Origin of the sequence: Bradyrhizobium sp. 26S5 (assembly GCF_036923295.1) — a bacterium.
Taxonomy (GTDB): Bacteria; Pseudomonadota; Alphaproteobacteria; order Rhizobiales; family Xanthobacteraceae; genus Bradyrhizobium; species Bradyrhizobium septentrionale.
The window spans coordinates 968,030-992,439 of sequence record NZ_CP145948.1 but is presented as its reverse complement, the minus strand read 5'-3'; the positions used below and the strand labels follow the sequence as shown (position 1 = coordinate 992,439).

General features: G+C 64.4%; 21 protein-coding genes. 12 read left to right on the top strand and 9 right to left on the bottom strand.

The features are described 5' to 3' along the window. Positions 1 to 25: 25 nt before the first annotated feature. The gene (locus tag V5279_RS04545) at positions 26 to 1,498 is read right to left on the bottom strand and encodes a hypothetical protein (RefSeq protein ID WP_338695425.1); all 1,473 of its coding nucleotides are present in this window, start codon (positions 1,496 to 1,498) and stop codon (positions 26 to 28) included. A gap of 24 nt (positions 1,499 to 1,522) precedes the next feature. Beyond that, the gene (locus tag V5279_RS04540; RefSeq protein WP_029077754.1) at positions 1,523 to 2,353 is read right to left on the bottom strand and encodes a sterol desaturase family protein; all 831 of its coding nucleotides are present in this window, start codon (positions 2,351 to 2,353) and stop codon (positions 1,523 to 1,525) included. Between the two features lie 283 nt (positions 2,354 to 2,636). Here V5279_RS04540 and V5279_RS04535 point away from each other — a divergent pair, with 283 nt between their 5' ends. From V5279_RS04535 to V5279_RS04495, 9 genes are all read left to right on the top strand, one after another. After that, positions 2,637 to 2,801, top strand: coding sequence for a Flp family type IVb pilin (locus V5279_RS04535; protein ID WP_016842642.1), 165 nt, complete (start codon positions 2,637 to 2,639; stop codon positions 2,799 to 2,801). Positions 2,802 to 2,973: 172 nt separating this feature from the next. Then, on the top strand, positions 2,974 to 3,498 hold the full coding sequence (locus tag V5279_RS04530; protein ID WP_029077755.1) for an A24 family peptidase: 525 nt from the start codon (positions 2,974 to 2,976) through the stop codon (positions 3,496 to 3,498). A 127-nt stretch (positions 3,499 to 3,625) separates the two neighbouring features. Further along, positions 3,626 to 4,420, top strand: coding sequence for a Flp pilus assembly protein CpaB (cpaB, locus tag V5279_RS04525; RefSeq protein ID WP_029077756.1), 795 nt, complete (start codon positions 3,626 to 3,628; stop codon positions 4,418 to 4,420). Positions 4,421 to 4,422: 2 nt separating this feature from the next. Beyond that, entirely contained in the window at positions 4,423 to 5,907 is a 1,485-nt protein-coding gene (locus tag V5279_RS04520) for a type II and III secretion system protein family protein (RefSeq protein WP_338695417.1), read from the top strand. Positions 5,908 to 5,915: 8 nt separating this feature from the next. Then, positions 5,916 to 6,665, top strand: coding sequence for a CpaD family pilus assembly protein (locus tag V5279_RS04515; RefSeq protein ID WP_166302028.1), 750 nt, complete (start codon positions 5,916 to 5,918; stop codon positions 6,663 to 6,665). Further along, entirely contained in the window at positions 6,662 to 7,930 is a 1,269-nt protein-coding gene (locus tag V5279_RS04510; protein WP_029077759.1) for an AAA family ATPase, read from the top strand. Before V5279_RS04515 ends, V5279_RS04510 begins: the two co-directional genes overlap by 4 nt. 24 nt (positions 7,931 to 7,954) lie before the next feature. Beyond that, complete coding sequence (locus tag V5279_RS04505) at positions 7,955 to 9,418, top strand: CpaF family protein (protein ID WP_029077760.1); 1,464 nt, start codon at positions 7,955 to 7,957, stop codon at positions 9,416 to 9,418. An 11-nt stretch (positions 9,419 to 9,429) separates the two neighbouring features. Continuing rightward, entirely contained in the window at positions 9,430 to 10,407 is a 978-nt protein-coding gene (locus tag V5279_RS04500; RefSeq protein WP_338695411.1) for a type II secretion system F family protein, read from the top strand. 9 nt (positions 10,408 to 10,416) lie between these two features. Further along, positions 10,417 to 11,391 (top strand): type II secretion system F family protein, encoded by a 975-nt coding sequence (locus V5279_RS04495; RefSeq protein ID WP_029077762.1) that lies wholly within the window; start codon positions 10,417 to 10,419, stop codon positions 11,389 to 11,391. Positions 11,392 to 11,540: 149 nt separating this feature from the next. On the opposite strand, the gene V5279_RS04490 is transcribed toward V5279_RS04495, so the two are convergent. Beyond that, positions 11,541 to 12,338 carry a tetratricopeptide repeat protein gene (locus tag V5279_RS04490; protein WP_338695409.1) on the bottom strand — a complete coding sequence of 266 codons (798 nt, stop codon included), beginning with the start codon at positions 12,336 to 12,338 and terminating at the stop codon, positions 11,541 to 11,543. Between the two features lie 207 nt (positions 12,339 to 12,545). On the opposite strand from V5279_RS04490, the gene V5279_RS04485 reads away from it, so the two are divergent. Both V5279_RS04485 and V5279_RS04480 read left to right on the top strand, forming a co-directional pair. Then, positions 12,546 to 13,925, top strand: coding sequence for a leucyl aminopeptidase family protein (locus tag V5279_RS04485; protein ID WP_338695407.1), 1,380 nt, complete (start codon positions 12,546 to 12,548; stop codon positions 13,923 to 13,925). Beyond that, the gene (locus V5279_RS04480; RefSeq protein ID WP_338695405.1) at positions 13,918 to 14,760 is read left to right on the top strand and encodes an NlpC/P60 family protein; all 843 of its coding nucleotides are present in this window, start codon (positions 13,918 to 13,920) and stop codon (positions 14,758 to 14,760) included. Before V5279_RS04485 ends, V5279_RS04480 begins: the two co-directional genes overlap by 8 nt. A 206-nt stretch (positions 14,761 to 14,966) precedes the next feature. Here the strand turns inward: V5279_RS04480 and V5279_RS04475 are convergent, their stop codons facing one another. From V5279_RS04475 to V5279_RS04450, 6 genes are all read right to left on the bottom strand, one after another. Next, the gene (locus tag V5279_RS04475; RefSeq protein WP_338695403.1) at positions 14,967 to 16,592 is read right to left on the bottom strand and encodes an ABC transporter ATP-binding protein; all 1,626 of its coding nucleotides are present in this window, start codon (positions 16,590 to 16,592) and stop codon (positions 14,967 to 14,969) included. A gap of 3 nt (positions 16,593 to 16,595) precedes the next feature. After that, on the bottom strand, positions 16,596 to 17,780 hold the full coding sequence (locus V5279_RS04470; RefSeq protein ID WP_338695401.1) for an ABC transporter permease: 1,185 nt from the start codon (positions 17,778 to 17,780) through the stop codon (positions 16,596 to 16,598). After that, positions 17,780 to 18,889 carry a microcin C ABC transporter permease YejB gene (locus V5279_RS04465; RefSeq protein WP_029077768.1) on the bottom strand — a complete coding sequence of 370 codons (1,110 nt, stop codon included), beginning with the start codon at positions 18,887 to 18,889 and terminating at the stop codon, positions 17,780 to 17,782. The genes V5279_RS04470 and V5279_RS04465 overlap by 1 nt, the downstream gene beginning before the upstream one ends. A 3-nt stretch (positions 18,890 to 18,892) precedes the next feature. Then, the gene (locus tag V5279_RS04460; protein WP_414645900.1) at positions 18,893 to 20,767 is read right to left on the bottom strand and encodes an extracellular solute-binding protein; all 1,875 of its coding nucleotides are present in this window, start codon (positions 20,765 to 20,767) and stop codon (positions 18,893 to 18,895) included. Positions 20,768 to 20,783: 16 nt separating this feature from the next. Then, the gene (locus tag V5279_RS04455; protein ID WP_338695397.1) at positions 20,784 to 22,685 is read right to left on the bottom strand and encodes an extracellular solute-binding protein; all 1,902 of its coding nucleotides are present in this window, start codon (positions 22,683 to 22,685) and stop codon (positions 20,784 to 20,786) included. Between the two features lie 215 nt (positions 22,686 to 22,900). Then, positions 22,901 to 23,446, bottom strand: a complete 546-nt coding sequence (locus tag V5279_RS04450; protein ID WP_338695395.1) for a cytochrome c family protein — start codon at positions 23,444 to 23,446, stop codon at positions 22,901 to 22,903. 200 nt (positions 23,447 to 23,646) lie between these two features. On the opposite strand from V5279_RS04450, the gene V5279_RS04445 reads away from it, so the two are divergent. Beyond that, entirely contained in the window at positions 23,647 to 24,387 is a 741-nt protein-coding gene (locus V5279_RS04445; protein WP_338695393.1) for a 3-deoxy-manno-octulosonate cytidylyltransferase, read from the top strand. The last annotated feature ends 23 nt before the right edge of the window (positions 24,388 to 24,410 follow it).

Sequence of the window (24,410 nt, the reverse complement as noted above, 5' to 3'; positions counted from 1 at the left end):
GGCCAGCGGCCTTGGAATCTCGCGCCTATCCCGCAGGGCGCGCGGCCGCCGCCTCGCCGCCCGTACGCACATGGATCACCACGCAATCGTCGGCGTAGAGGCGCTGCCATCCATCGATATGATCGAGAAATCTGGAGGCAGGCGTCGCCGGGTCGAGCATCACCGCATCGATGTCGTAGGTCTTGAGCAGATCGAAGAAGCCGTCGACGTCCTTGAGCTGGAGCGCGCGGTAATAGGCCATCTCGAACGTCTCGCCGTAAAGCTCGGCACGCCCGTCGACGAACACCGGCACCTGACGCCAGATCAGATATCCGCCGAACTGCAGATCGTTGAGCACGCGCCGGGCATTGTGCGCCTTCAGCGCGTCAACGGCAGCAGCGGGCGAATGGATCGGCGGCGGCGCGATGTTGCCCCGTGCCGCAACGAACCAGGTCGAGGCGCACAGCGCGACGATGAATATCGTAGTCGGCGCAGCCTTCAGCCGGACAATGCTCGCGGCACGCAGATCGAACTGGGTCGCCACCGGCATCAACGCAGCCAGCGGCAGCAGCAGGGCGAACAGCTCGAGATTCCTGACATGGGACAGCGCCATGTGCAGCAGGCCCAGCACCAGGGCGATCCGCGGCAGCGGCAGCCTCACTCCGCAATAGAGCGCCCCGCCGATCAGGCCGAGAATGGATAGCTCGAACGCATCGATGTGGCTGAAGTTCGCCGGCATCCACTCCGCAATCAGATGCAGCAGTTCGCCGAGGCTGAGAATCTTCAAGGAGGCAAGGAGCGAACCCCATCCGTAGGGGGTCGCGCAGCACGCGGCCAGCGCGCCGATACCGAATGCCGTCCAGCGCAGCGCGAGCGGCAATCTTTGCGCGGGCGCGGCATTCCACATCGCATCGAGCGCAAAGGCGCCGAGAAGCACGAGGCCGAACAGAAAGCCGCCATGCAAATTGGCCCAGAGCGCGATCAGCGGCAGCAGCCAGAACGAGGGGGCCTCGCGGCGTTCACTGGCGACCATCAGGCCGTTCGCCCAGACCATCATGATCGGCAGCACCAGCACATGCGGACGGGCCAGCAGATGCCCGCATGTCAGCACCAGCGCCGCCAACGCGACCAGGCTCGCATAGATCGCCGGCAGCGCGCGGCTGAGAATGGCCGTAAGCAGCGCGAAGGTGGCGGCACCACAGGCCGCGGCCAGCGCCGCGGGCCCGGTCCACCCGGCAAGATCATAGGCCTTCGCGAACAGGACCTGCGCCAGCCAGGACGACGACATCCATGGCTGACCTGCCTTGGTGAACGAATAGATATCGACCGACGGCAGCGCGCGATGGTCGAGGATCCAGCGGCCGACCGCGATTTGCCAGTAGGTGTCGGAATCGGCGAGCAGCCTGTCGCCGACGATCAGCAGCAGCGCATAGACGCCGCACGCCATCCAGAACCAGGCCGGGACCTCGGCGAACATGGAGGCCCTTGCCTGCGGGATGGTTGCGGTCTCAGCACTCATGCGGGCACGGGCCGGACAACGACGTCAATGCCGGAACGGATAGGCCAGCTGTCCGCCGATCTCGGCCGGCACGCCCTGCTCGGCGTCGACGCCGTAATCCTCCGGAAGCTTGCCTTCGGGCATGCGGAACGTCCCGAACAGGATGTCCCAGAGCGGAAACGTGCCCGCGAAATTGGTGTCGCCGCCTTCCTCGAGCGCGGTGTGATGCCAGCGATGAAACACCGGCGTCGCGATCACATATTTGAACGGGCCGAGTGTCCAGTTCAGGTTGGCGTGGACGAAGGCCGAATGGAATGTGGTGAACGGGCCGACCCACAGCATGATGTTCGGCGAGATGCCGGCCATCAGCAGAATCACGTCGACCGTGATCGTGCCGATCAGGAGATTGACGGGATGGAAGCGCGCCGCCGAAATCCATTCGAGGTCTTCGGAGGAGTGATGAATGGCGTGGTACTTCCAGAAGCCGCCGCCGTGAAACATCCGGTGCAGCCAATACAGCATGAAGTCCGAGGCGACCAGGAAGACGATCGACTGCAGCCAGAGCGGAAGCTGCGACAGCGGACCGTGCCCGTTCTCGTAGAACGCGATGAGATCGTCGGCGCCGTGCACGTTGAAGACCGCGGCCGCGCCGACCACCAGGAGTCCGATGCGCAGCACGCGGGCGAACACCGGCACGAAGAACCAGTAGCAGATGTCAGTGACCAGCTCACGCTTCTGCCACCACGGCTTGCCGGGATTGCAGGCCCAGAAGTGGGTCAGCACGCTGAAGAACAATGCGAGGCCGATCGTGATCGGCACCACCCTCATCATCGTCTGGCCGAGCATCTCGATGACTTCAAGCGGAAGGGTGGACATGACAGCCTCATTCTACGGAAGCCTCATGGGTATAGATGTGCGCTTAAGGAGCCGTGAATAGACCCCGGCCGCGGCCGGCCTCGGCAACAATCTGCAATTTTGGCGAGCCGCTTAATGCCAAATTTACTTTGCGCAACAACAGCGGGTTCCCCCAGAGTTTATGCGATCAAATTAACTGCACCGAAATCGTCGAACCGTAGGGTGCCGCCATGGTCACGGTGCTGAGAACGCCGGCCAGACCAAACCTAGTTCGACCAGCCACGTGTACACAGGAGTGAATTTTATGAAGAACCTCGTTTCGCGCTTCGTGAAGGATGAGTCGGGCGCGACCGCCATCGAATACGGCCTGATTGCGACCGGCATCGCCATCGCGATCATCGCTGCGGTCAACGGCGTCGGCACGAAACTCTCGGGTACCTTCAACTCGATCTCGGGCTCGCTGAAGTAAGCCGGTTCCGACGAGTTCGCATCAAAGGTCCCGGCAACCCCGGGACCTTTGCTATTTGTCGGGCTCCAATTGCCGGCCGCCTTCGAAGCGGCCGGCAGTCCTTTCCCGATTGTTCACCAATGGCCGCTAGCGTCGGGTCTCGACCGCAGCTCCAGCTTGACGGCATGAATCCATGATCCTCGACATCGCACGCTTGATGCTGTTTCCGGCCCTGATGGCCTTCGCGGCGGCGAGCGATCTCCTGACCATGACGATCCCGAACCGGATCTCGCTGGCACTGGCGGCCGGCTTCTTCGTGCTGGCGCCGCTGACCGGGATGGGCGTCCACGACATTCTTACCCATGCCGGCGCAGGCGCGCTGGTGCTGGTGGTGGCGTTCGGCATGTTCGCGATGGGCTGGGTCGGCGGCGGCGACGCCAAGGTCGCGGCCGCAGCCAGCCTGTGGTTCGGGTTCGAGCATCTGCTGCCTTATCTGGTGTTTGCGTCGCTGTTCGGCGGTGCGTTGACCGTGCTGCTGTTGCAGCTCCGGCAATGGCCCCTGCCCTACCCGCTCGCGTCCCAGGCCTGGCTCAGCCGGCTGCACGACAAGCAGACCGGAATTCCCTACGGCATCGCACTCGCCCTCGGCGCCCTGCTGATCTATCCCGAGACGGACTGGATCAAGACGATTGATCTCGCGCACTTCGCGATGCGCTGAGAAAGCAGCGGTAACCGCTCGTTAAGGCGATTTAGATACGCCTCATTAACCATGCTTTGACGAATAGCTGGTCAACTCCCATCACGGCGGCGGCAGCGTCGCGGCGTCATGTGGAAAGTGAAGCGTAATGGATAAGGCCCGCATTCTGGTCCTGGCAATTGCAGGCTGCGCCGGCCTTGCGGCGCTCTATTTGGCAAGCGGAGGCGACGACAAGCCGGCGGCGCCTCCCCCGGTCGCGCAGCTGCCTACCGTCGACATCCTGGTCGCGAAAGCCGACATCGGCCTCGGCCAAGCGGTGAAGCCCGAGGATCTGCAGTGGCAGACCTGGCCGGCGGCGACCGCCAGCGCCAGCTTCATGCGCAGGGACAGCAACGCCGAAGCCATCAAGGACGTCACCGGCTCGATCGCGCGTGCCCCCTTCATCCAGGGCGAGCCGATTCGCGAGCAGAAGCTCGTCAAGGCGGACGGAAGCGGCTTCATGGCTGCGATCCTGCCGACCGGCATGCGGGCAGTATCGACCGAGATCTCGCCGGAGACCGGCGCCGGCGGCTTCATCCTGCCGAATGACCGCGTCGACGTCCTGCTGTCCAAGCGGGACAAGAATCCCGACCGCAACGGCGCCGACATCGTCAATTCCGAGGTCATCCTGACCAATATCCGGGTGCTCGCGATCGATCAGGCTCCGAAGGAGAAGGACGGCACCAACGCACTGATCGGCAAAACGGTGACGCTGGAGCTGAAGCCCGAGCAGACCGAGACGCTGGCGCGCGCGCGCCAGAGCGGCATCCTGTCGCTGGCGCTGCGCAGCATCGTCGACGTCAACGCGACCGACGTCAGGACCGACGACAACCCCCAAAAGCGCGGTGAGACGATCAACGTCATCCGCTTTGGCGTTGCCAACCAGGCAACGATGCAGAAGTGATCATGAGGACAGACGTGATGAAGGGCGGGGCAACTCAACGGACGATGCGGGCCTACATGGTCCGCGCATTGTCGTTCTCGGCGGTCGCAGCGCTCACGCTCAACCCGGCGCTGACGCCGGTGGTGGCGAGCGACTACCGCGCCGCCGCCGCCCCTGCGGCGGCCGATGGTCAGATGAACGCCCGTTTCCTTGCGCTCGGCGTCGGCAAATCGGTGGTGATCGATCTGCCCAGGGATATCAAGGACGTCCTGGTCGCCGATCCGAAGATCGCCAACGCCGTGGTCCGCTCGGCGCAACGCGCCTACATCATCGGCGCGACGGTCGGCCAGACCAACATCGTGTTCTTCGATGCCGCCGGCCAGCAGATCGCGGCCTATGACATCGCGGTCAAGCGCGACCTCAACGGTGTCCGTGCGGCGCTGCGTCAGGCAATGCCGAATTCCGACATCCAGATCGAGGGCGTCGGAGAGGGCGTCGTGCTGAGCGGCAGTGCGGCGAGCCCGGTCGAGGCGCAGCAGGCCGGCGAGATGGCCGCCCGGCTGGTCGGCAGCACCGACAAGGTCGTGAATTCCATCACGGTTCGCGGCCGTGACCAGGTGATGTTGAAAGTCACAGTTGCCGAAGTCTCGCGCAGCCTGATCAAGCAGCTCGGCATCGACCTCACCGCAAATCTCAATTACGGCACAGCGGTGGTGAAATTCGCCAACGCCAACCCGTTTACGGCGAACAACGCAGCGCTGGTGCCCAACAACGCCATCACCACCGCGTTCGGGTCGGCGCCCTCGGTCTCCGCAACGATCCGCGCCATGGAAAGCGCCGGCGTCGTCCGCACGCTCGCCGAGCCGAACCTGACCGCGATCTCAGGCGAATCAGCCACCTTCATCTCCGGCGGCGAATTTCCGATTCCGACCGGCGTGACCTGTCAGACCACGACGGGCGGCGCGATCGGACAGTGCGTTCAGACCGTCAGCTTCAAGAAATTCGGCATTTCGCTCAACTTCACGCCGGTGGTGCTGACCGAGGGCCGGATCAGCCTGCGCGTGATGACGGAAGTGTCGGAAGTCTCGACCGAGAACTCGCTGACCGGCGGCGCGAACGGAACGACGATCCCTTCGATCAAGACCCGCCGCGCAGAGACCACTCTGGAAATTCCCTCGGGCGGCTCGATGGCGATGGCCGGCCTGATCCAGGACCAGACCAAGCAGGCGATCAACGGCCTTCCCGGGCTGTCGACGCTGCCGGTGCTCGGCACGCTGTTCCGCAGCCGCGACTTCGTCAACAACCAGACCGAAATGATGGTGCTGGTGACGCCCTATATCGTTCGCGCGGTGGCGCAGAAGGACCTGTCGCGTCCGGACGACGGTTTCGCCAATGCGTCGGATCCGCAGGCCGACCTGCTGGGCAGCATCAATCGCGTCTACGGCGTGCCGGGCCGCACCGAGCCGGCGCGGAATTACCGCGGCACCTACGGCTTTATCACGGACTGAGGCGGACGATGACACAGACCACATCCAGGACACCCGCCGGTACCAAGCGCCCGATCGCTATCGCAGCGGCGCTCGTCGGCCTTGCCGTGACGCTCGGCGCCTGCCAGCACGCCGCCGACAACAGTTTCGCGATGGACGCCCCCGCCGACTATCGCCAGCGTCATCCGATCTCGGTGACCGAGGCTGATCGCTCGATCGTGGTGTTCGTCGGCCGCAGCCGCGGCGGCCTGACCGCGGATCAGCGCGCCTCGGTGATGGAGATGGCAGGGGACTGGATGCGCGAGGGAACCGGCGCCGTGACGATCGACGTGCCGGTCGACACGCCGAACGCCCGGCCCGCCCAGGAATCCCTGCGCGAGATCCAGGCCACCTTCGCCGCCGCCGGCGTGCCGCCGCGCGGGATGCTGGTTCGCAAATATCACCCCGACGATCCGCGGATGATGCCGGCGATCCGGGTGAACTATCCAAAGATGAAGGCCACCGCGGGGCCGTGCGGCCTCTGGCCGGACGACCTCGGCCCGTCGATCCACAACAGGGCCTACATCGAGAACCAGCAGTACTACAATTTCGGCTGCGCCAATCAGCGCAACCTCGCCGCCATGGTCGAAAACCCGTCTGACCTCGTGCAGCCGCGCGCGGAGACCCCTGCCTACACGTCGCGTCGCAATATCGCCTTCGACAAGTATCGCAAGGGCACCACCACCGCCACGACGTATCCCGAGTCCGACAGGGCCAAGCTAAGCGATACAGGAAAATGATCACCTACGCGCAGCAAAACTCCGAAGAGCAGCCGGACGCCACGTCGCAGGCCGTGGACGACCATATTGCTCCGGCGCCACGGGTTTCGGTTCAGGCGTTCTGCGAAACGGTCGAGACCGCCGCCGCCGTACAGTCGGCCGGCGAGGATCGCCGGCTGGCCAAGGCTCACCTCAAGATCCAGATGGGCGGCATGGCCGCTGCCGTCGAGGCCTATCGCTCGGCGCCAACGCCGAACGTCATCATCCTCGAGACCGAGGGCCGCGGCGACATCCTGACCGGCCTCGATCAGCTCGCCACGGTCTGCGATGCCGGCACCCGCGTGGTCGTGATCGGCCGCGTCAACGACGTCACGCTGTATCGCGAGCTGGTGCGCCGCGGCGTCAGCGACTATGTGATCGCGCCGGCCCATGCGATCGACGTGGTGCGCGCGGTCTGCAACCTGTTCTCGGCGCCGGAAGCCAAGGCGGTCGGCCGCATCGTCGCCGTCGTCGGCGCCAAGGGCGGCGTCGGCGCCTCGACGATCGCCCACAATGTGGCCTGGGCGATCGCCCGCGATCTGGCGCTGGATTCCGTGGTCGCCGACCTCGACCTCGCGTTCGGCACCGCCGGCCTCAACTACAACCAGGATCCGGCGCAAGGCATCGCGGACGCCGTGTTCTCGCCGGACCGCGTCGATACCGCCTTCGTCGACCGCCTGCTGTCGAAATGCACCGACCATCTGAGCCTGCTGGCGGCGCCGGCCACGCTCGACAAGGTCTACGATTTCGGCGCCGAAGCGTTCGATGCGATCTTCGATACGCTGCGCACCACGATGCCCTGCATCGTGCTCGACGTGCCGCACCAATGGTCCGGCTGGACCAAGCGCGCATTGATCGCGGCCGACGACATCCTGATCGTGGCGGCGCCGGATCTCGCCAATCTGCGCAACGCCAAGAACATGTTCGACCTCCTGAAGGCGTCCCGGCCCAACGACCGCGCGCCGCTGTACTGCCTCAACCAGGTCGGCGTGCCGAAACGGCCGGAGATCGCTGCGGGCGAGTTCGCCAAGGCGATCGAGAGCCAGCCGATCGCCGCAATCCCGTTCGATCCGCAGATCTTCGGTTCGGCTGCCAACAACGGCCAGATGATCGCGGAAATCTCCGCCAATCACCGCGCGGTCGAGATGTTCCTGCAGATGGCGCAGCGGCTGACAGGCCGCGGCGAGACCAAGAAGCCGCGGGGGTCCTTCCTGTCGCCCCTGCTCGAAAAGCTGCGGTCCAAATAGTGGCCCGCGTGGAGTCAAGACGTCGTGTTTGGTAAGCGTAGCGGAAACGATGGGGACGTGCGGGCACCCAAGCCCGCCTTTCAGGCGCCGGAGCCCGCCGGCGCGCCGCCGATGGCGCGCGAGTCCGTCGCGCCCACGATCTCGTCGCCGCCGCTGGCCCCGGCCAAGCCGCCGCCGGCCCCAATCGTCGAAGCCCGCCGCTCGGACAACTATTATCAGGTCAAGGCGACGATCTTCGGCGCCCTGATCGAGGCGATCGACCTTGCCCAGCTCGCCAAGCTGGACAGCGAGTCCGCGCGCGAGGAAATCCGCGACATCGTCAACGAGATCATCGCGATCAAGAACATCGTGATGTCGATCGCCGAACAGGAAGAGCTGCTCGACGACATCTGCAACGATGTGCTCGGCTACGGACCGCTGGAGCCCTTGCTGTCGCGCGACGACATCGCCGACATCATGGTCAACGGCGCCGGCACCGTGTTCATCGAAGTAGCCGGCAAGATCCAGCGCACCGGCATCCGCTTTCGCGACAACCAGCAGCTGCTCAACATCTGTCAGCGCATCGTCAGCCAGGTCGGCCGGCGCGTCGACGAATCCTCGCCGATCTGCGACGCCCGCCTCGCCGACGGCTCGCGCGTCAATGCCATCGTACCGCCGCTGGCGATCGACGGTCCGGCACTGACCATCCGCAAATTCAAGAAGGACAAGCTGACGCTGGACCAGCTCGTCAAGTTCGGCGCGATCACACCGGAAGGGGCGACCATCCTGCAGATCATCGGCCGGGTCCGCTGCAACGTGATCATCTCAGGCGGTACCGGCTCCGGCAAAACCACGCTGCTGAACTGCCTGACCAACTATATCGAGCACGACGAGCGCATCATCACCTGCGAAGACGCCGCCGAACTCCAGCTGCAGCAACCGCATGTGGTGCGGCTGGAAACCCGGCCGCCGAACATCGAGGGCGAGGGCCAGGTGACGATGCGCGAACTGGTGCGCAACTGCCTGCGTATGCGCCCGGAGCGGATCATCGTCGGCGAAGTCCGCGGACCCGAGGCGTTCGACCTGTTGCAGGCGATGAACACCGGCCACGACGGCTCGATGGGCACGCTGCACGCCAACAATCCGCGCGAAGCGCTGTCGCGCTGCGAATCCATGATCACGATGGGCGGCTTCTCGCTTCCGTCGCGCACCATCCGCGAGATGATCTGCGCCTCGGTCGACATCATCGTGCAGGCTGCGCGCCTGCGCGACGGCTCGCGCCGCATCACGCACATCACCGAGGTGATGGGCATGGAAGGTGACACCATCATCACCCAGGATGTCTTCCTCTACGACGTGGTCGGGGAAGACGCCAACGGCAAGATCATCGGCAAGCACCGCTCGACCGGCATCGGCCGGCCGCGCTTCTGGGAGCGTGCGCGCTACTACAATGAAGAGAAGCGGCTCGCGGCGGCGCTCGACGCCTCCGACGCGCCGGCGCCGGTCTAGGGGAACGCAGGATGCAGACGCAAACCCTTGCCCTGGCCTTCCTCGCCGCCACGACCGTGGGCGGCATCGCCTGGGTCTTCCTTTATCCCTACCTGTCGGGAGAGAAGAAAGCCGAGTCGCGCCGCGCATCGGTGGCGCGTAGCGAGCCTGCAGCAGCACGAAATGTCGACCGCACGCAACGCTCGCGCCGCGAGCAGGTCGAAGGATCGTTGAAGGAGCTCGAAGCGCGGCGGCAGAAGGACAGGAAAGTCCCGCTTGGCATGCGCATCTCGCAGGCCGGACTGGAATGGTCCGAGCAGAAATTCTGGATCATCTCCGGCGCCCTCGGCCTGTTCGGGTTCGGCGCCGCATTTCTGGCCGGCGGAGGCATGCTCGGCGCGGCCGGCATCGGGTTTGCCATGGGTCTCGGCGCACCGCGCTGGCTGCTCGGCTGGCTGAAGAAGCGGCGGGAGAAGGCCTTCCTGAAGGCGCTGCCCGACGCCGTCGACGTCATCGTGCGCGGCATCAAGGCCGGCCTGCCGCTGTTCGAGTCGCTCAAGGCGGTCGTCAACGACGCGTCGGAGCCGTTGCGCAGCGAGTTCCTCGCGATCATCGAGACCCAAGCGATCGGCATGCCCCTCGGCGAGGCCTGTTCCCGGCTCTATGAGCGCATGCCGCTGCCGGAAGCAAACTTCTTCGGCATCGTGATCGCGATCCAGCAGAAGTCCGGCGGCAACCTGTCGGAAGCGCTCGGCAATTTGTCCAAGGTGCTGCGCGACCGCAAGAAGATGGCCGAGAAGATCCAAGCGATGTCGATGGAAGCCAAGGCCTCCGCCGCCATCATCGGCTCGCTGCCGCCGATCGTGATGATCCTCGTGTTCCTCACGACGCCGGACTATATCGCGCTGCTGTGGACCAACTCGATGGGCCAGCTGATGCTGGTCGCCTGCGCCGTCTGGATGTCGATGGGCGTGCTGGTGATGAAGAAGATGATCAATTTCGATTTCTGACGGTGCAGCATGATTGATTTCCTTATCGCCAAGCTCCACGACGTCAGGTTCATGACCATGCTGCTTGCCTTCTTCGCGGCAAGCGCGACGGTCTACACGCTGGTGATGCCGCTGCTCGCCGGCGGCGATCTCGACAAGCGCATGAAGGCGGTCGCCAGCGAGCGCGAACGTCTCCGGCAGCGCGAACGCGATAGGCTCTCCAAGTCGGAAAAGGTGACGCTGCGGCAGACGCCGAAGCAGGCCGTCTCCAGGATGGTCGATGACCTCAACCTCACCAAATGGCTGGCCCAGGAAGCGGCGCTCGACAAGCTGGTGATGGCCGGCTATCGCGGCCACGCCCCGTACGTCTATTTCCTGGCAGCCCGCGCGGCGACGCCGGTCGTGATGCTGCTCGCCGCGATCATCTATACGTTCTTCATCGCCGGCGCGACCTGGTCGCTCACGCTGAAGATCGGCATTTGCGTCGGCGCGGCCTATGCCGGCCTCCAGGCCCCGATGCTGTTCCTGAAGAACGCGATCTCCAAGCGTCAGCTCCAGATCAAGCGTGCCTTCCCTGATTCGCTCGACCTGCTGCTGATCTGCATCGAGTCGGGCATGTCGGTCGAGGTCGCCTTCCGCAAGGTCGCCAACGAGATCGTCGGACAGTCGGTCGCGCTGTCGGAGGAGTTCGCGCTGACGACCGCGGAATTGTCCTACCTGCAGGACCGCAGGACTGCCTACGAGAATTTGGCGCGCCGCACCGGGCTCGAGGGCGTGAAGTCGGTGTGCATGGCCCTGCAGCAATCCGAACGCTACGGCACGCCGCTGGGCCAGAGCCTGCGCGTGATGGCGCAGGAAAACCGCGACATGCGCATGAACGAGGCCGAGAAGAAGGCGGCTTCACTGCCGCCCAAGCTGACCGTGCCGATGATCCTGTTCTTCCTGCCCTGCTTGTTCATCGTGATCCTCGGGCCGTCCTACATCAAGATCGCCACGATGCACTGAGCGGCGGCGCCGCGCCGACCGCCTTCTCCTTCCCCCTGAAAAGGAGGAAGGCCGGCATGGGGTCAGCCACAGGCGACGCTGCTTGCGGAGAGAGCAGATCCCCACCCGCTCTCCCTTTTCAAGGGGAGGTATGGAAGTTGCCGTGTTGGCTAATCGTCCTTGGCGACGACAGGGGCCGCGCGCGATGCGGTTCGCGGCCCGTCCTTGCGGTTCAGCATGTCGCGGAGATACGCGACGTTGGCCGCCGCCTCGTCTGCCGGCAGGTCGGCCTTGACGATGGTTTCGGCCTCCGCGAAGCGGCCCTGAAGGCCGACCACGAGCGCAAGGTTCTGCCGGATACGGGTGTCGGCGCGGGCGCTGGCATAGGCCTGGCGCAGCGTCTCTTCCGCTTTCGGCAATTCCTTGGTCAGCATGTAGGACAGGCCGAGATTGGACAGCACCGACGGCTCGTCCGGAGCCAGCCGCAGCGCGCTTGCGTAATAGCGCCGCGCCTCCTCGTGCCGGTTCATCTTGTCGAGCGTGGTTCCCTGCACCGACAGGATCCGCCAGTCCGGATTGTCCGGGCTGTGGGCGCGGCTCAGCACATCGAACGCAGCCTGCGAATTGCCGTTGTCGGCCAGCGCGCGGCCATAGGCGGCGAGCAGCGTCTTGTTGCCGGGATTGGCGATCGTGGCCTGCTCCAGCATGGCGCAGGCCTGCGAGCGCTGTCCGCTCATGCGCAACGCCTGGCCGTAGGCGATCGCGGCGTCGACATCCTTGGGATTCTTGCGATAACGCTCGCCATAGACTTCGGCGGCACGGCGCGGATCATCGGGCACCGGATCCGACTTGGACGCAATCGATCCCGTCACATCGGACATGGTCTGGCAGCCGCCAAGGCCAGCGGCGAAGACCGCCACGAGAGCTGCGGAAGCAAGATGCCGGGTCAAGTTGGACTGTCGACGCATTGCACTGTGACTCACGAAATCGGGCGAATGGATCCAGCCGAGCGTGCCAGCAATAGACTGTTAACCCTAACGTCTGGTTAACTGGCGGCACTTGCAACCGGCGGGCTCGGTTCCGTTTCCGCACGTCGCGTGAACCGCTCGTGCGCTACCATCCACCGCGAAAGGCGTGTAGTAGCCACCCACGACGCCAGAACAGCCGAGAGCCGCATGCCATCCGTGTTCGAGACCGCCCCCGCGACCGCCGTCACACCGATCACCTTCGTCACCAAATCGACATGGGATGCGATCCGGGGCGAACTGCCGGCGGCGGCGCGGCAGTTCGCGGAGGCGAATGGCTTTGAGGCCAAGCCCGGCAAATCCCTCGCTTTGCCGGCCGCCGACGGCAGCATCGCGCAGGTGCTGTTCGGCCTCGAGGAGGCCAGCGGCCGATCACCCGATCCGTTCCGGCCCGGCGCCCTGCCCGGCCTGCTGCCGCCGGGCATCTACCGCTTCGCCAACGCGCCGCATGACACGCGGCTCGCCGCGCTCGCCTTCGCGCTCGGCTGCTATCGCTTCGCTCGCTATCGCACCAACAAGACGCCGGAGGTTCGCCTGGTGCCGCCCGACGGCATCGATGCCGCCGAGATCACGCGGATGGCGGATGCGGCGGCGCTGGCGCGCGACCTCATCAACACGCCGTCCAACGACATGGGGCCGGCCGAGCTCGCCGAGGTGGCGCGCGATCTGGCAACACGGTTCGGCGCCGACTTCACTTGCATCAGCGGCGACGAGCTGGCGCAGAATTTTCCGCTGATCCACGTCGTCGGCATGGCATCGACCCGCGCACCGCGGCTGATCGACCTGAGCTGGGGGGATCCGGCCCATCCGAAGGTGACGCTGGTCGGCAAGGGCGTCTGCTTCGACACCGGCGGGCTCGATCTCAAGCCGTCCAGCGGCATGCTGTTGATGAAGAAGGACATGGGCGGCGCCGCCAATGTGCTGGCGCTGGCGCAGATGGTGATGGACGCAAAGCTGAAGGTGCGGCTGCGCGTGCTGATCCCGGCGGTCGAGAACGCGGTTGCCGGCAATGCGTTCCGCCCGCTCGACATCTTCAGGTCGCGCAAGGGCATCACCGTCGAGATCGGCAACACCGACGCCGAAGGACGGCTGGTGCTCGCTGACGCGCTGGCGCTTGCCGACGAGGAGCAGCCCGATCTGCTGGTCGATCTGGGCACGCTGACCGGTGCGGCGCGCGTGGCGCTGGGCCCGGATTTGCCGCCGTTCTACACCAATGACGAGACGCTGGCCGGCGACGTCGCAGCCCATGCGAAGCGCGAGAACGATCCGCTGTGGCGCATGCCGCTGTGGCCGGCCTACGATGCATGGCTCGACTCCAAAACCGCCAACATCACCAATGCACCGTCAGGCGGTTTCGCCGGCTCGATCACCTGCGCGCTGTTCCTGCAGCGCTTTGTCGAGCAGGCGAGAAGCTGGCTGCATGTCGACATCTACGGCTGGACGCCGTCCGCAAAGCCCGGCCGCCCCGAAGGCGGCGAGTGCCAGGCCGCGCGCGCAATCTATAAACTGTTGAGCCAGCGCTATGCATGATGTCAGACTGACGCCGGCCCGCGACGAGGTCGCCGCAAAATATCTGGAGGGCAAGGTCAAGGCGGCGCGCTTCGTCGACGGCGAGATATTCGAGGTCAGCGACGCCATTGCCCCGTTGCGTCATGCGCCATCGGCCGATGCCGAACAGATGACGCAGGCGCTCAAGGGCGAGCGCGTCACGGTGTACGATCGCAATGGCGAAGGCTGGGCCTGGGGCCAGCTCGCCGATGACGGCTATGTCGGCTGGATCCCCGAGGCCGCGCTGACCAAGCCGGGCGCGGCGCCGACGCACAAGGTGACGGTGCTGCGCACGCTGGCGTTTCCGGGGACGTCGATCAAGCTGCCGCCGGCCGAGGCGCTGGCGATGGGCACGAAGCTTGCGATCGTCCGCGAGGACGGTCCGTTCGCGGTGAGCCGCGAAGGCTGGCACCTGCCACGCCGGCATGTTGCGCCGCTCGACGCGATGGCGCAGGATTTTGTTGCAATCGCCGAGCAATTCGTCGGCACGCCCTATCTCTGGGGCGGCAAATCGAGCCTCGGCATCGACTGCTCCGGCCTGGTGCAGATCGCGCTGACCGCCGCCGGCACCGGCTGCCCGCGCGACAGCGACATGCAGCAGGAAGGGCTCGGCCGCGAATTGACCGTGGCGGAATCAAAGCATCTGCAACGCGGCGACCTGATCTTCTGGAAGGGCCATGTCGCCATCGTGCGCGATGCGACCACGATCGTGCACGCCAACGCGCATCACATGGCAACGGCAGTGGAGAACACGCACGCCGCCATCGCGCGGATCAAGGCCGCCGGCAGCGAGGTGGCGGCGATCAAGCGGCTATAAGCAAATCCATCCCCGTCATCCTGAGGAGCGCGAAGCGCGTCTCGAAGGATCGACGGCCCCACTCGGGCCACGCATCCTTCGAGGCTCGCTCCGCTCGCACCTCAGGACGACGTGGAGCTACGTCGCCACCGCCCCTTACCGTCGGCTTCCAGCCGTAGGATGGGTAGAGCGCAGCGAAACCCATCCTACAATGGCTACAGGGTTCGCTACGTCGCCACGGCCCCCCCGCCGGCCGCTTCGATCCGGAACGCGGCGGCGAACAGCGCGCGGGTGTAGTCGCTCTTCGGGTTCTTGAAGAGCTCGGAGGCCGGCCCCTCCTCCTCGACCTTGCCGGATTTCATCACGATCAGATGGCTCGCAAGCGAGGCCACCACGCGCAGATCGTGCGAGATGAACATGTAGGTCAGATCGCGTTTGCGCTGCAGGTCGCGCAGCAGGTCGACCATCTGGGCCTGGAGCAGCATGTCGAGCGCACTGGTCGGCTCGTCCAGTACGACGAAGTTCGGCTCCAGCACCACCGCGCGCGCGATCGAGATGCGCTGGCGCTGGCCGCCGGAGAATTCGTGCGGATAGCGGAAGCGCCACTCGGGATCGAGGCCGACATCCTTGAGCGCCTTGATCACCCGCACCTCGCGCTCCTCGCGCGACAGCTGCTTCTGGTGCACTTCAAGTCCCTCGGCGATGATGTCGGCCACCGACATGCGCGGGCTGAGCGAGCCGAACGGATCCTGGAACACGATCTGCATGTCGAGGCGGAACGGCAGCATCTGCTTGAAGCGCAGGCCCTGGATATCCTTGCCGAGGAACACGATCGGACCATCGGAGGAGATCAGCCTGAGCAGCGCGAGCCCAAGTGTGGTCTTGCCGGAGCCGGATTCGCCGACCACGCCGAGCGTCTCGCCCTTGCGCACCGCGAGGCTGACGCCATCGACCGCCTTGATGTGGCCGACGGTCGAGCGCAATAGCCCGCGCTTGATCGGAAACCAGACCTTGAGATTGTCCGTCGATATCACGACCGGCGCATCGGGCTGCGGCGGCGCCGGGTCGGGCTTCGGCTCGGCCGCCAGCAGCGCCTTGGTATAGGCGTGCTTCGGCGCGGTGAAGACCTGCTCGACCGGGCCCTGCTCGACGATCTTGCCGCTGTTCATGACGCAGACCGTGTCGGCGATACGGCGGACGATGCCCAGGTCGTGGGTGATGAACAACAGGCTCATGCCGAGCCGCGCGCGTATCTCCGCCAGCAAAGCCAGGATCTGCGCCTGCACGGTGACGTCGAGCGCGGTGGTCGGTTCGTCCGCGATCAACAGATCGGGCTCGTTGGCGAGCGCCATCGCGATCATCACGCGCTGGCGCTGGCCGCCGGACAATTGGTGCGGATAGCTCTTGAGCCGTGTCTCCGGCTCGGGGATGCCGACCTGGCCCAATAGCTCCAGCGTCCGCTCCCGCGCCGCCGCACCGCTAATGCCGCTGTGCAGCGACAGGATCTCGCCGATCTGGGATTCGATGGTGTGGAGCGGATTGAGCGAGGTCATCGGTTCCTGGAAGATGATCGAGATGTCGTTGCCACGAATCCCGCGCATCTCGCGTTCCGACGATCCCAGGAGATCGCGGCCCTTGAAACGGATCGCCCCGGAGGGATGTGACGCCGCCGGATAGGGCAGCAGCCTCAATACCGACAGCGCGCTGACCGATTTTCCCGAGCCGGACTCGCCGACCAGCGCCGTGCATTCGCCGCGCTTGATCGAGAAGGAGACGCGATCGACCGCTAGCGAGCGGCCGAAGGCGACGGAGAGGTCGCTGACATCGAGCAGAGGCTGGTTGGTCGCGTCCATGCGTCAGCCCTTCGAGAATGTCTTGCGCGGATCGAAGGCGTCGCGCGCAGCTTCGCCGATGAAGATCAACAGCGACAGCATGATTGCGACCGAGAAGAAGCCGGTGAGGCCGAGCCACGGCGCCTGCACATTGGCCTTGCCCTGCGACAGTAATTCACCGAGCGAGGGCGAGCCGGGCGGCAGGCCGAAGCCGAGGAAATCCAGCGCCGTCAGCGTCATCACCGAGGACGACACGATGAAGGGCAGGAACGTCATGGTCGCGACCATCGCATTCGGCAGCAGATGGCGGAACATGATCACGCGATTGGAGACGCCGAGCGCGCGCGCGGCCTGGATGTATTCGAAGTTGCGGCCGCGCAGGAACTCGGCGCGCACCAGGCCGACCAGCGAGACCCATGAGAACAGCAGCAGGATGCCGAGCAGGATGAAGAAGCCCGGCGGCAGCACCGCCGAGATGATCAGCAGCAGATAAAGCGAGGGGATCGCGGTCCAGATTTCGATGAATCGCTGGAAGCCGAGATCGATCCAGCCGCCGAAATAGCCCTGCACGCCGCCCGCGGCGATGCCGATGATCGAGGACAGGATGGTCAGCGTCAGGCCGAACAGCACCGAGATGCGGAAGCCGTAGATCAGCCGCGCGACGACGTCGCGGCCCTGATCGTCGGTGCCGAGCCAGTTGTATTCGAGGTCACGGCAGCCGGTCAGGCCCTTGCGCCTCACCACGTCCTTGCACTGCGCTTCGGTCAGGAGCCAGGTCGGTTTCGACGGCACCGCGGTCGGCGGGTCGAGGTTGCGGCTGTCGTAGGAGTAACGGATCGGCGGCCAGATCATGCTGCCGCCCTTGGCGGCGATCTGCTTCTGCAAGTACGGATCGCGATAGTCGGCCGCGGTCTCGAAGTCCCCGCCGAAGGTGGTCTCGGCGTAGGTGAACACCACCGGCCAGTAGAGACGGCCGTCATATTTGACGACCAGCGGCTTGTCGTTGGCAATGAAATTGGCGAACAACGACAGCACGAACAGCACGAGGAAGATCCAGAACGACCAGTAGCCGCGGCGGTTGGCCTTGAAGTTCTGCCAGCGGCGCTTGTTGAGCGGCGACGGCGCAAAGCCGTGGCGCGTGGCGGGCACCGCCTCGCCGAGCGGTGATTGCGTCGTGGTTTCGACCGGCTGGGGCGCGAGCATCGTCATCAGACCTCCCGCGCCTCAAAGTCGATCCTGGGATCGATCCACATATAGGCGAGGTCGGACAGCAGATTGACCACCAATCCGACCAGCGAGAAGATGAACAGCGTTCCAAACACCACCGGATAGTCGCGGTTCAAGACGCTCTCGAAGCCGAGCAGGCCGAGCCCGTCGAGCGAGAAGATGGTCTCGATCAACAGCGAGCCGGAGAAGAACGCGTGGATGAACGCGCCCGGGAAGCCCGCGATCACGATCAGCATGGCGTTGCGGAAGATATGGCCGTACAGCACCTGACCCTCGCTGCAGCCCTTGGCGCGCGCGGTCATCACATATTGCTTGCGGATCTCGTCGAGGAACGAGTTCTTGGTGAGCAAGGTCATGGTGGCGAAGGCGCCGAGCGCCATCGACACCAGCGGCAGCGTCAGATGCCAGAAATAGTCGATGATCTTCCAGTACCAGGGAAACTGCGCCCAGCCGTCCGAAGTCAGGCCGCGCAGCGGGAAGATATTGAGGAACGAGCCGCCGGCGAACAGCACGATCAGGAGGATCGCGAACAGGAAGCCCGGTATCGCAAAGCCCACGATGATCACGGCCGAGGTCCAGGTGTCGAACCGCGACCCATCCTTCACCGCCTTGCGGATGCCGAGCGGGATCGAGATCAGGTAGGTGAGCAGCGTCATCCAGATGCCGAGCGACATCGAGACCGGCAGCTTTTCCTTGATCAGCTGCAGCACGCTCACGCTGCGGAAATAGCTGCTGCCGAAGTCGAAGCGCGCAAAATTCCACACCATCAGCGCGAACCGCTCCGGCGCCGGCTTGTCGAAGCCGAACTGCACCTCGAGCTTCTTGATGAAATCCGGATCGAGTCCCTGCGCGCCGCGATATTTCGAGTTGGTGGCACCGGCTGCGCCCGCGCCCTGGCCGCGTTGCGCGCCGAAATCGCCGCCGCCACCCGACACGCGCGAAGTGCCGCCGGTGTCAGCGCCGTTAATCTGCGCGATGACGCGCTCGACCGGCCCGCCTGGCGCGAATTGCACGACCACGAAGGAGACGAACAGGATGCCGAGCAGCGTCGGCAGCATCAGGAAGATACGTCGGGCGATATAGGCGCTCATCGGCTATTTCTTCGCCTGTTCGAGCTTTGCGGCCTTGGCCGCATCATACCACCAGTTCTCTGGCGCCCCGACGCCCTGGGTATATTTCGCCAGCTTCTCGGTATGACCGAACTGGTCCCAATAGGCGACCGGATGCGTATTGCGGTACCATTGCGGCACCCAGTAACGGCCGGCGCGGAACACGCGGTCGAACGCACGGCAGGCAATCGTCAGCTCCTGGCGATTATTGGCACCGATGATCTTCTCGATCAGGGCATCGATTGCGGGATTGGCGATACCTGCGAGATTGTAGGAGCCCTTGGTCTTCGCCGCCTGCGAGGAGAAGAACGGCCGCATGCTGTCGCCAGGCGTCGCCGAAAAGTTGAAGCGCTCCATGGTCATGTCGAAGTCAAAATCTTCCACCCGCGCGCGGCGCTGCACGGCGTCGACGAGGCGGAATGTAGCCTCGATGCCGAGCGTGCCGAGGTTCTTGATGTAGGGCCCATGGTGCGGCTGCAGCGAGGGCTCATCGTTGAGGAATTCGATGGTGAGGGGCTCGCCGTTCGGCAGCACGCGCTTGCCGTCCTTGATGACGCAGCCGGCCTCGTTGAGCAGCTGCACCGCCTTGCGCAGCAGCGCGCGGTCCTGGCCGGAGCCGTCGGACATCGGCGGCACGAAGGGCAGGCCGAACACCTCGTCGGGCACCTGGCCGCGGAACGGCTCGAGCAGCGCAAGCTCCTCCGGCGGCGGCGGTCCCTCGGCCACCATGTTCGAATTCTGGAATGGCGAGACGGTGCGCGCATAGGCGTCGTACATGATGGTCTTGTTGGTCCACTCGAAGTCGAAGGCATAGATCAGCGCTTCGCGTACACGTGGATCCTTGAACTTGTCGCGGCGCGTGTTGATGAACCAGCCTTGCGCACCGGACGGCGTGTCGTCGGGCAACGTCTCGCGCTTGACGCGGCCATCCTTCACCGCGGGGAAATCGTAGCGTGTCGCCCAGACGCGCGCGGTGAACTCCTCGCGGAACAAATAGCTCTTCGAGGTGAAGCCCTCGAACGCCACATCGCGGTCGCGATAGAATTCATAGCGCACGGTGTCGAAATTGTAGCTGCCGCGATTGACCGGAAGATCGGCGCCCCACCAGTCCTTGACGCGGTCGAATTCGACGTAGCGGTTGACCTCGAACCGGCCGACCTTGTACGGCCCCGAGCCGAGCGGCGTATCGAGCGTCGATTCCTCGAACGATCGTGCCGCGTAATAGGCCTTGGAGAAGATCGGCAGGCCCGCGACATAGAGCGGCACGTCGCGGGCGCGGCCCGCTGCGAAGGTCACCACCACAGTCGCGTCATCGGGCGCCTCAGCCTTGACGAAGTCGCGCAGCTGCACCTGGATCAGCGGGTGACCTTTTTCCTTCAGCGTGTTGAGCGAGAAGGCGGCGTCCTGCGCCGTCAGCTTGGTGCCGTCATGGAAGCGCGCCTCGGGACGCATGGTGAAGCGATAGGTCAGCTTGTCCGGCGAGATCTGCACCGACTTCGCGGCATAGCCGTACATCGCATCGGGCTCGTCATTGGCGCGCGACATCAGCGTCGCGAACGTCATGTCCATGCCCTGCGCGCCTTCGCCCTTCAGGACATAAGCGTTCAGCGAATTGAAGGTGAAGTAGGACTGGTTGTAACCGCGCACCCACGGAATCACCGAGAACGCGCCACCCTTCGGCGCTTTAACATTGACATAGTCGAACTGCTGAAAATCCGCCGGATATTTCAGGTCGCCGAACACCGACATGCCGTGCATCTCGGTTCCGTTGTCGGCTGCCGCCGGCGCAGCACGCAATCCTGCAGCACTCAATGCACCGATGCCGAGACCGAGTGCGTGCCGACGGGTAAACAGCGCCATGCGCAAATCCTTAATCTTATGAACGCTTGAGCTTGGCTGCCCTGTCGGCGTCGTACCACCAGATCGCCGGGAATCCCGATTGGCCATACTTAGGCAATTCTGCCGGACGGCCGAAGCGATCCCAGCGCGCTGTACGCACCTTCGGATAATTCCACTGCGGAACGACGTAATGGTTCCACAATAACACGCGATCGAGCGCCTTCGTCGCGGCAACGAGATCTTCGCGATCCGTCGCAAAAATCACCCGCTCGATCAGCTTGTTGATCACCGGGCTCTTGATGCCGGCAATGTTGCGCGATCCGGCGTTGTCTGCGGCCTTCGATCCCCAGTATTCCCGCTGCTCGTTCCCGGGTGACAGGGATTCTCCCCAAGACGCGACGACGACGTCGAAATCCCAACTGCGAAGCCGATTCTCGTATTGGATCGGGTCGATCGTGCGCACGGTGATCGAAAACCCGAGCCGCTCGAGTGCCGGCTTATATGCCAGCATGATCCTTTCGAAATTCGGATCCTCACTCAGAAGTTCGATGGAGAACGGCTCTCCGCTCTTGGAATCCACGAGCTTCCGGTCTCGTACTTCATAGCCGGCCTCCTTGAGCAAGCGTGATGCTTCGCGGAGATTTTCGCGGACGGCCTCGGGATTGCCACCGACCGGGTTCGTATAGATCGTTGTGAATACTTCGGCTGGCAGCTGATCACGCATGGATTCAAGGATGGCAAGTTCCTTGCCTTGCGGCAGCCCGGTCGCCATCAACTCCTCGGCGCCATCAAAGTAGCTGGTGATGCGCTTGTATTGGCCGAAGAACAGCAGCTTGTTGACCTCCTCGAAGTCGAACGCGAAATTCAGAGCGCGGCGAACACGCGGATCGCTGAATTTGGCGCGACGCTGATTCGGGACAAAGGCCTGCATGATGCCCGAACTGCGGTTCGGAAACTCTTCTAGCACCACACGCTTGTCGGTGACTGCCGGAAAATTATAGGCGGTCGCCCATGCCTTCGCGCTGTTCTCCAAACGCCAATCGATCTGATCGCCCTTGAATGCCTCGATCGCAACCGTCGGATCCCTGAAGTATTCGTAGCGCAGTTCGTCGAAGTTGTTGCGCCCCACATTGATTGGGAGGTCGAGCGCCCAATGATCCTTGACGCGTTCGAGAACCACTGTCCGACCTGCGACGAACTCCTTGATGCGATAGGCTCCCGATCCGAGCGGCTTCTCCAGCGTCGTCGCGGAAACATCGCGCTTGCGACCCTCGCTGTCGGTGCCTTCCCACCAGTGCTTGGGTAGAACCGTCAGTTCGCCCACGATCTGCGGCAGCTCTCGATTGCCCGGCATGTCGAACGTGAACTTCACGTCGCGATCACCGATCTTCTCGGCCCGAACCACATGGCTGTAATAGGCCGAGTACATCGGATGATGCTTCTTGAACGCATCGAGCGAGAAGATGACGTCATCCGCGGTGACAGGCGTGCCGTCATGCCATTTGGCTTGTGGACGAAGACGGTAGATGACGTACGAAAAATCGTCGGGATAAGTTGCAGACTCCGCGAGCGCGCCATACTGGGTCGAAACTTCGTCGAGCGACTGCATCATCAGGGGTTCGTAGACCAGCGCGACCGCACCTGCGATCGCGCCCTTCACGCCCGAAACCACCACGTTGAAATTATCGAAAGTGCCGATCGCAATCTGGCGAACGGCGCCGCCCTTGGGCGCAACCGGATTGACATAGTCAAACCGCTTGAAGTCGGCCGGGTATTTGACATTACCGAACAGCGACAGGGCGTGCCGCCATTTTAGTCCATTCGAGGCATCGTCAGCGAGCGCCGGTGTGACCGCGCCAGTGCCGGAACCGAAACCGAGCGCCGGAGCCATTGCCGCCAGTGCGCTGCCTTGAAGGAGGTGTCGTCGGGTGATCGCCAAATTCGCTCTTCCTGCTTGCGGCCCCGCTTACATGGGACCCAATATAAGGCAACGGTTCGACAAATTACGTTGCTTTTTCCTCATGATAGTCGCCCGGGAACAATACCGGTGCGGCGAAACGTCCCGATAACAACTCTGCGACAGCGGATTCCGCATGCGAAAACGGCCAGGCATTGCCTGGCCGTTTCATCCACATGCTTGCGCGAAGCAAATCGTTACTTCGAAGCGGTCGGGATCGGAGCGGGATGCTCCGAGTTCGAATTCAGATAAGCGATGATGTCGGCGCGCTCGCTGTCCTTCGGAACACCGGCGAAGCCCATCGCGGTGCCCGGGATGAAGCCCTTCGGATTGGTCAGGAACTTGTTGAGGTCGTCGAAGCTCCAGGTGCCGCCCTTGGCCTTCATCGCCGCCGAGAAATTGAAGCCACGGCCTTCGCCCCTGGCTTCGTTGACGACGCCGAACAGGTTCGGACCGACGCGGTTGGGACCGCCCTTCTCGAAGGTATGGCAGGCCTGGCACTTCTTGGCGGCCGCCGCGCCCTTCTCGACCGAGGCGGTCTGCAGCAGCTTTTCGATCGGCTCGGATGCGGCCGCAGCCGCCTCGCCGCCACCATGGGACTCTTCCTTCACCGCGATCTCAAAGCCCGGCTTTTCCGGCAGCTTCGCGGAAAACACCGATCCGGCGGCAAAGCTCATCACCAGGACGACGATGCAGGTGCCGAGAAGCGCACCGAGAATTTTGTTGAGTTCGAAGGAGTCCATTTCGGGTCAGGCTCCGGGCCTTGAATGTCGACTTCAGGCCGGGAATACGGCCGCGGGGAAAGACCTGGGAATCGGCCTTATCGCACCGCCCCAAGCAGGGTTGAGATATCGGTTTGCCCGCGCTCTGGCAACCCGTATAAACGCGCCGAATTCAACCTCCTCCCCGCCAATTTCCGCAGGCCGGACGGGCCCCGACACGAATGACCCAACCCCGCACCCTGGTGCTGATTCCGGCCCGCATGGCCGCCACCCGACTGCCCGGCAAGCCGCTGCTCGATATCGCGGGCGCGCCGATGATCGTCCACGTGCTGCGGCGGGCCGAGGAGGCCGGGATCGGCCGGGTCGCCGTCGCCACCGATGCGGTCGAGATCGCTGAAGCGGTGAAGGCTGCCGGCGGCGAGGTCGTGATGACCCGCACTGAGCATCCCTCGGGCTCGGACCGGATTCATGAAGCCATGACAACCCTCGACCCGGACGGCCGTGCCGAGATCGTGGTCAATCTGCAGGGCGATTTCCCGACCATCACCCCTGAGACCATCCGCAGCGTGATGCCGGCGCTCGACGATCCCGCGGTCGATATCTCGACCCTGGCCTCGCGCATCCATACCGAGGACGAGGATCGGGCCCCCAGCGTCGTCAAGGCGGTGGGCTCGCCGATCGGGGCAAATCGTTTGCGCGCGCTGTATTTTACCCGCGCCACGGCGCCCCATGGCGACGGACCGCGCTACCACCATATCGGCCTCTACGCCTACCGCCGGGCCGCTTTGCAGCGCTTCGTGGCGCTGCCGCCCTCGCCGCTGGAGCAGCAGGAGAAGCTCGAGCAGCTGCGCGCGCTGGAGGCCGGGATGCGGATCGACATCACCATCGTCGACACCGTCCCGCGCGGCGTCGACACCCCGGCCGACCTCGAAACCGCCCGCAGAATACTTTCCAAAGCCTGACCGGGTGCTAAAAGGCGCCGCAG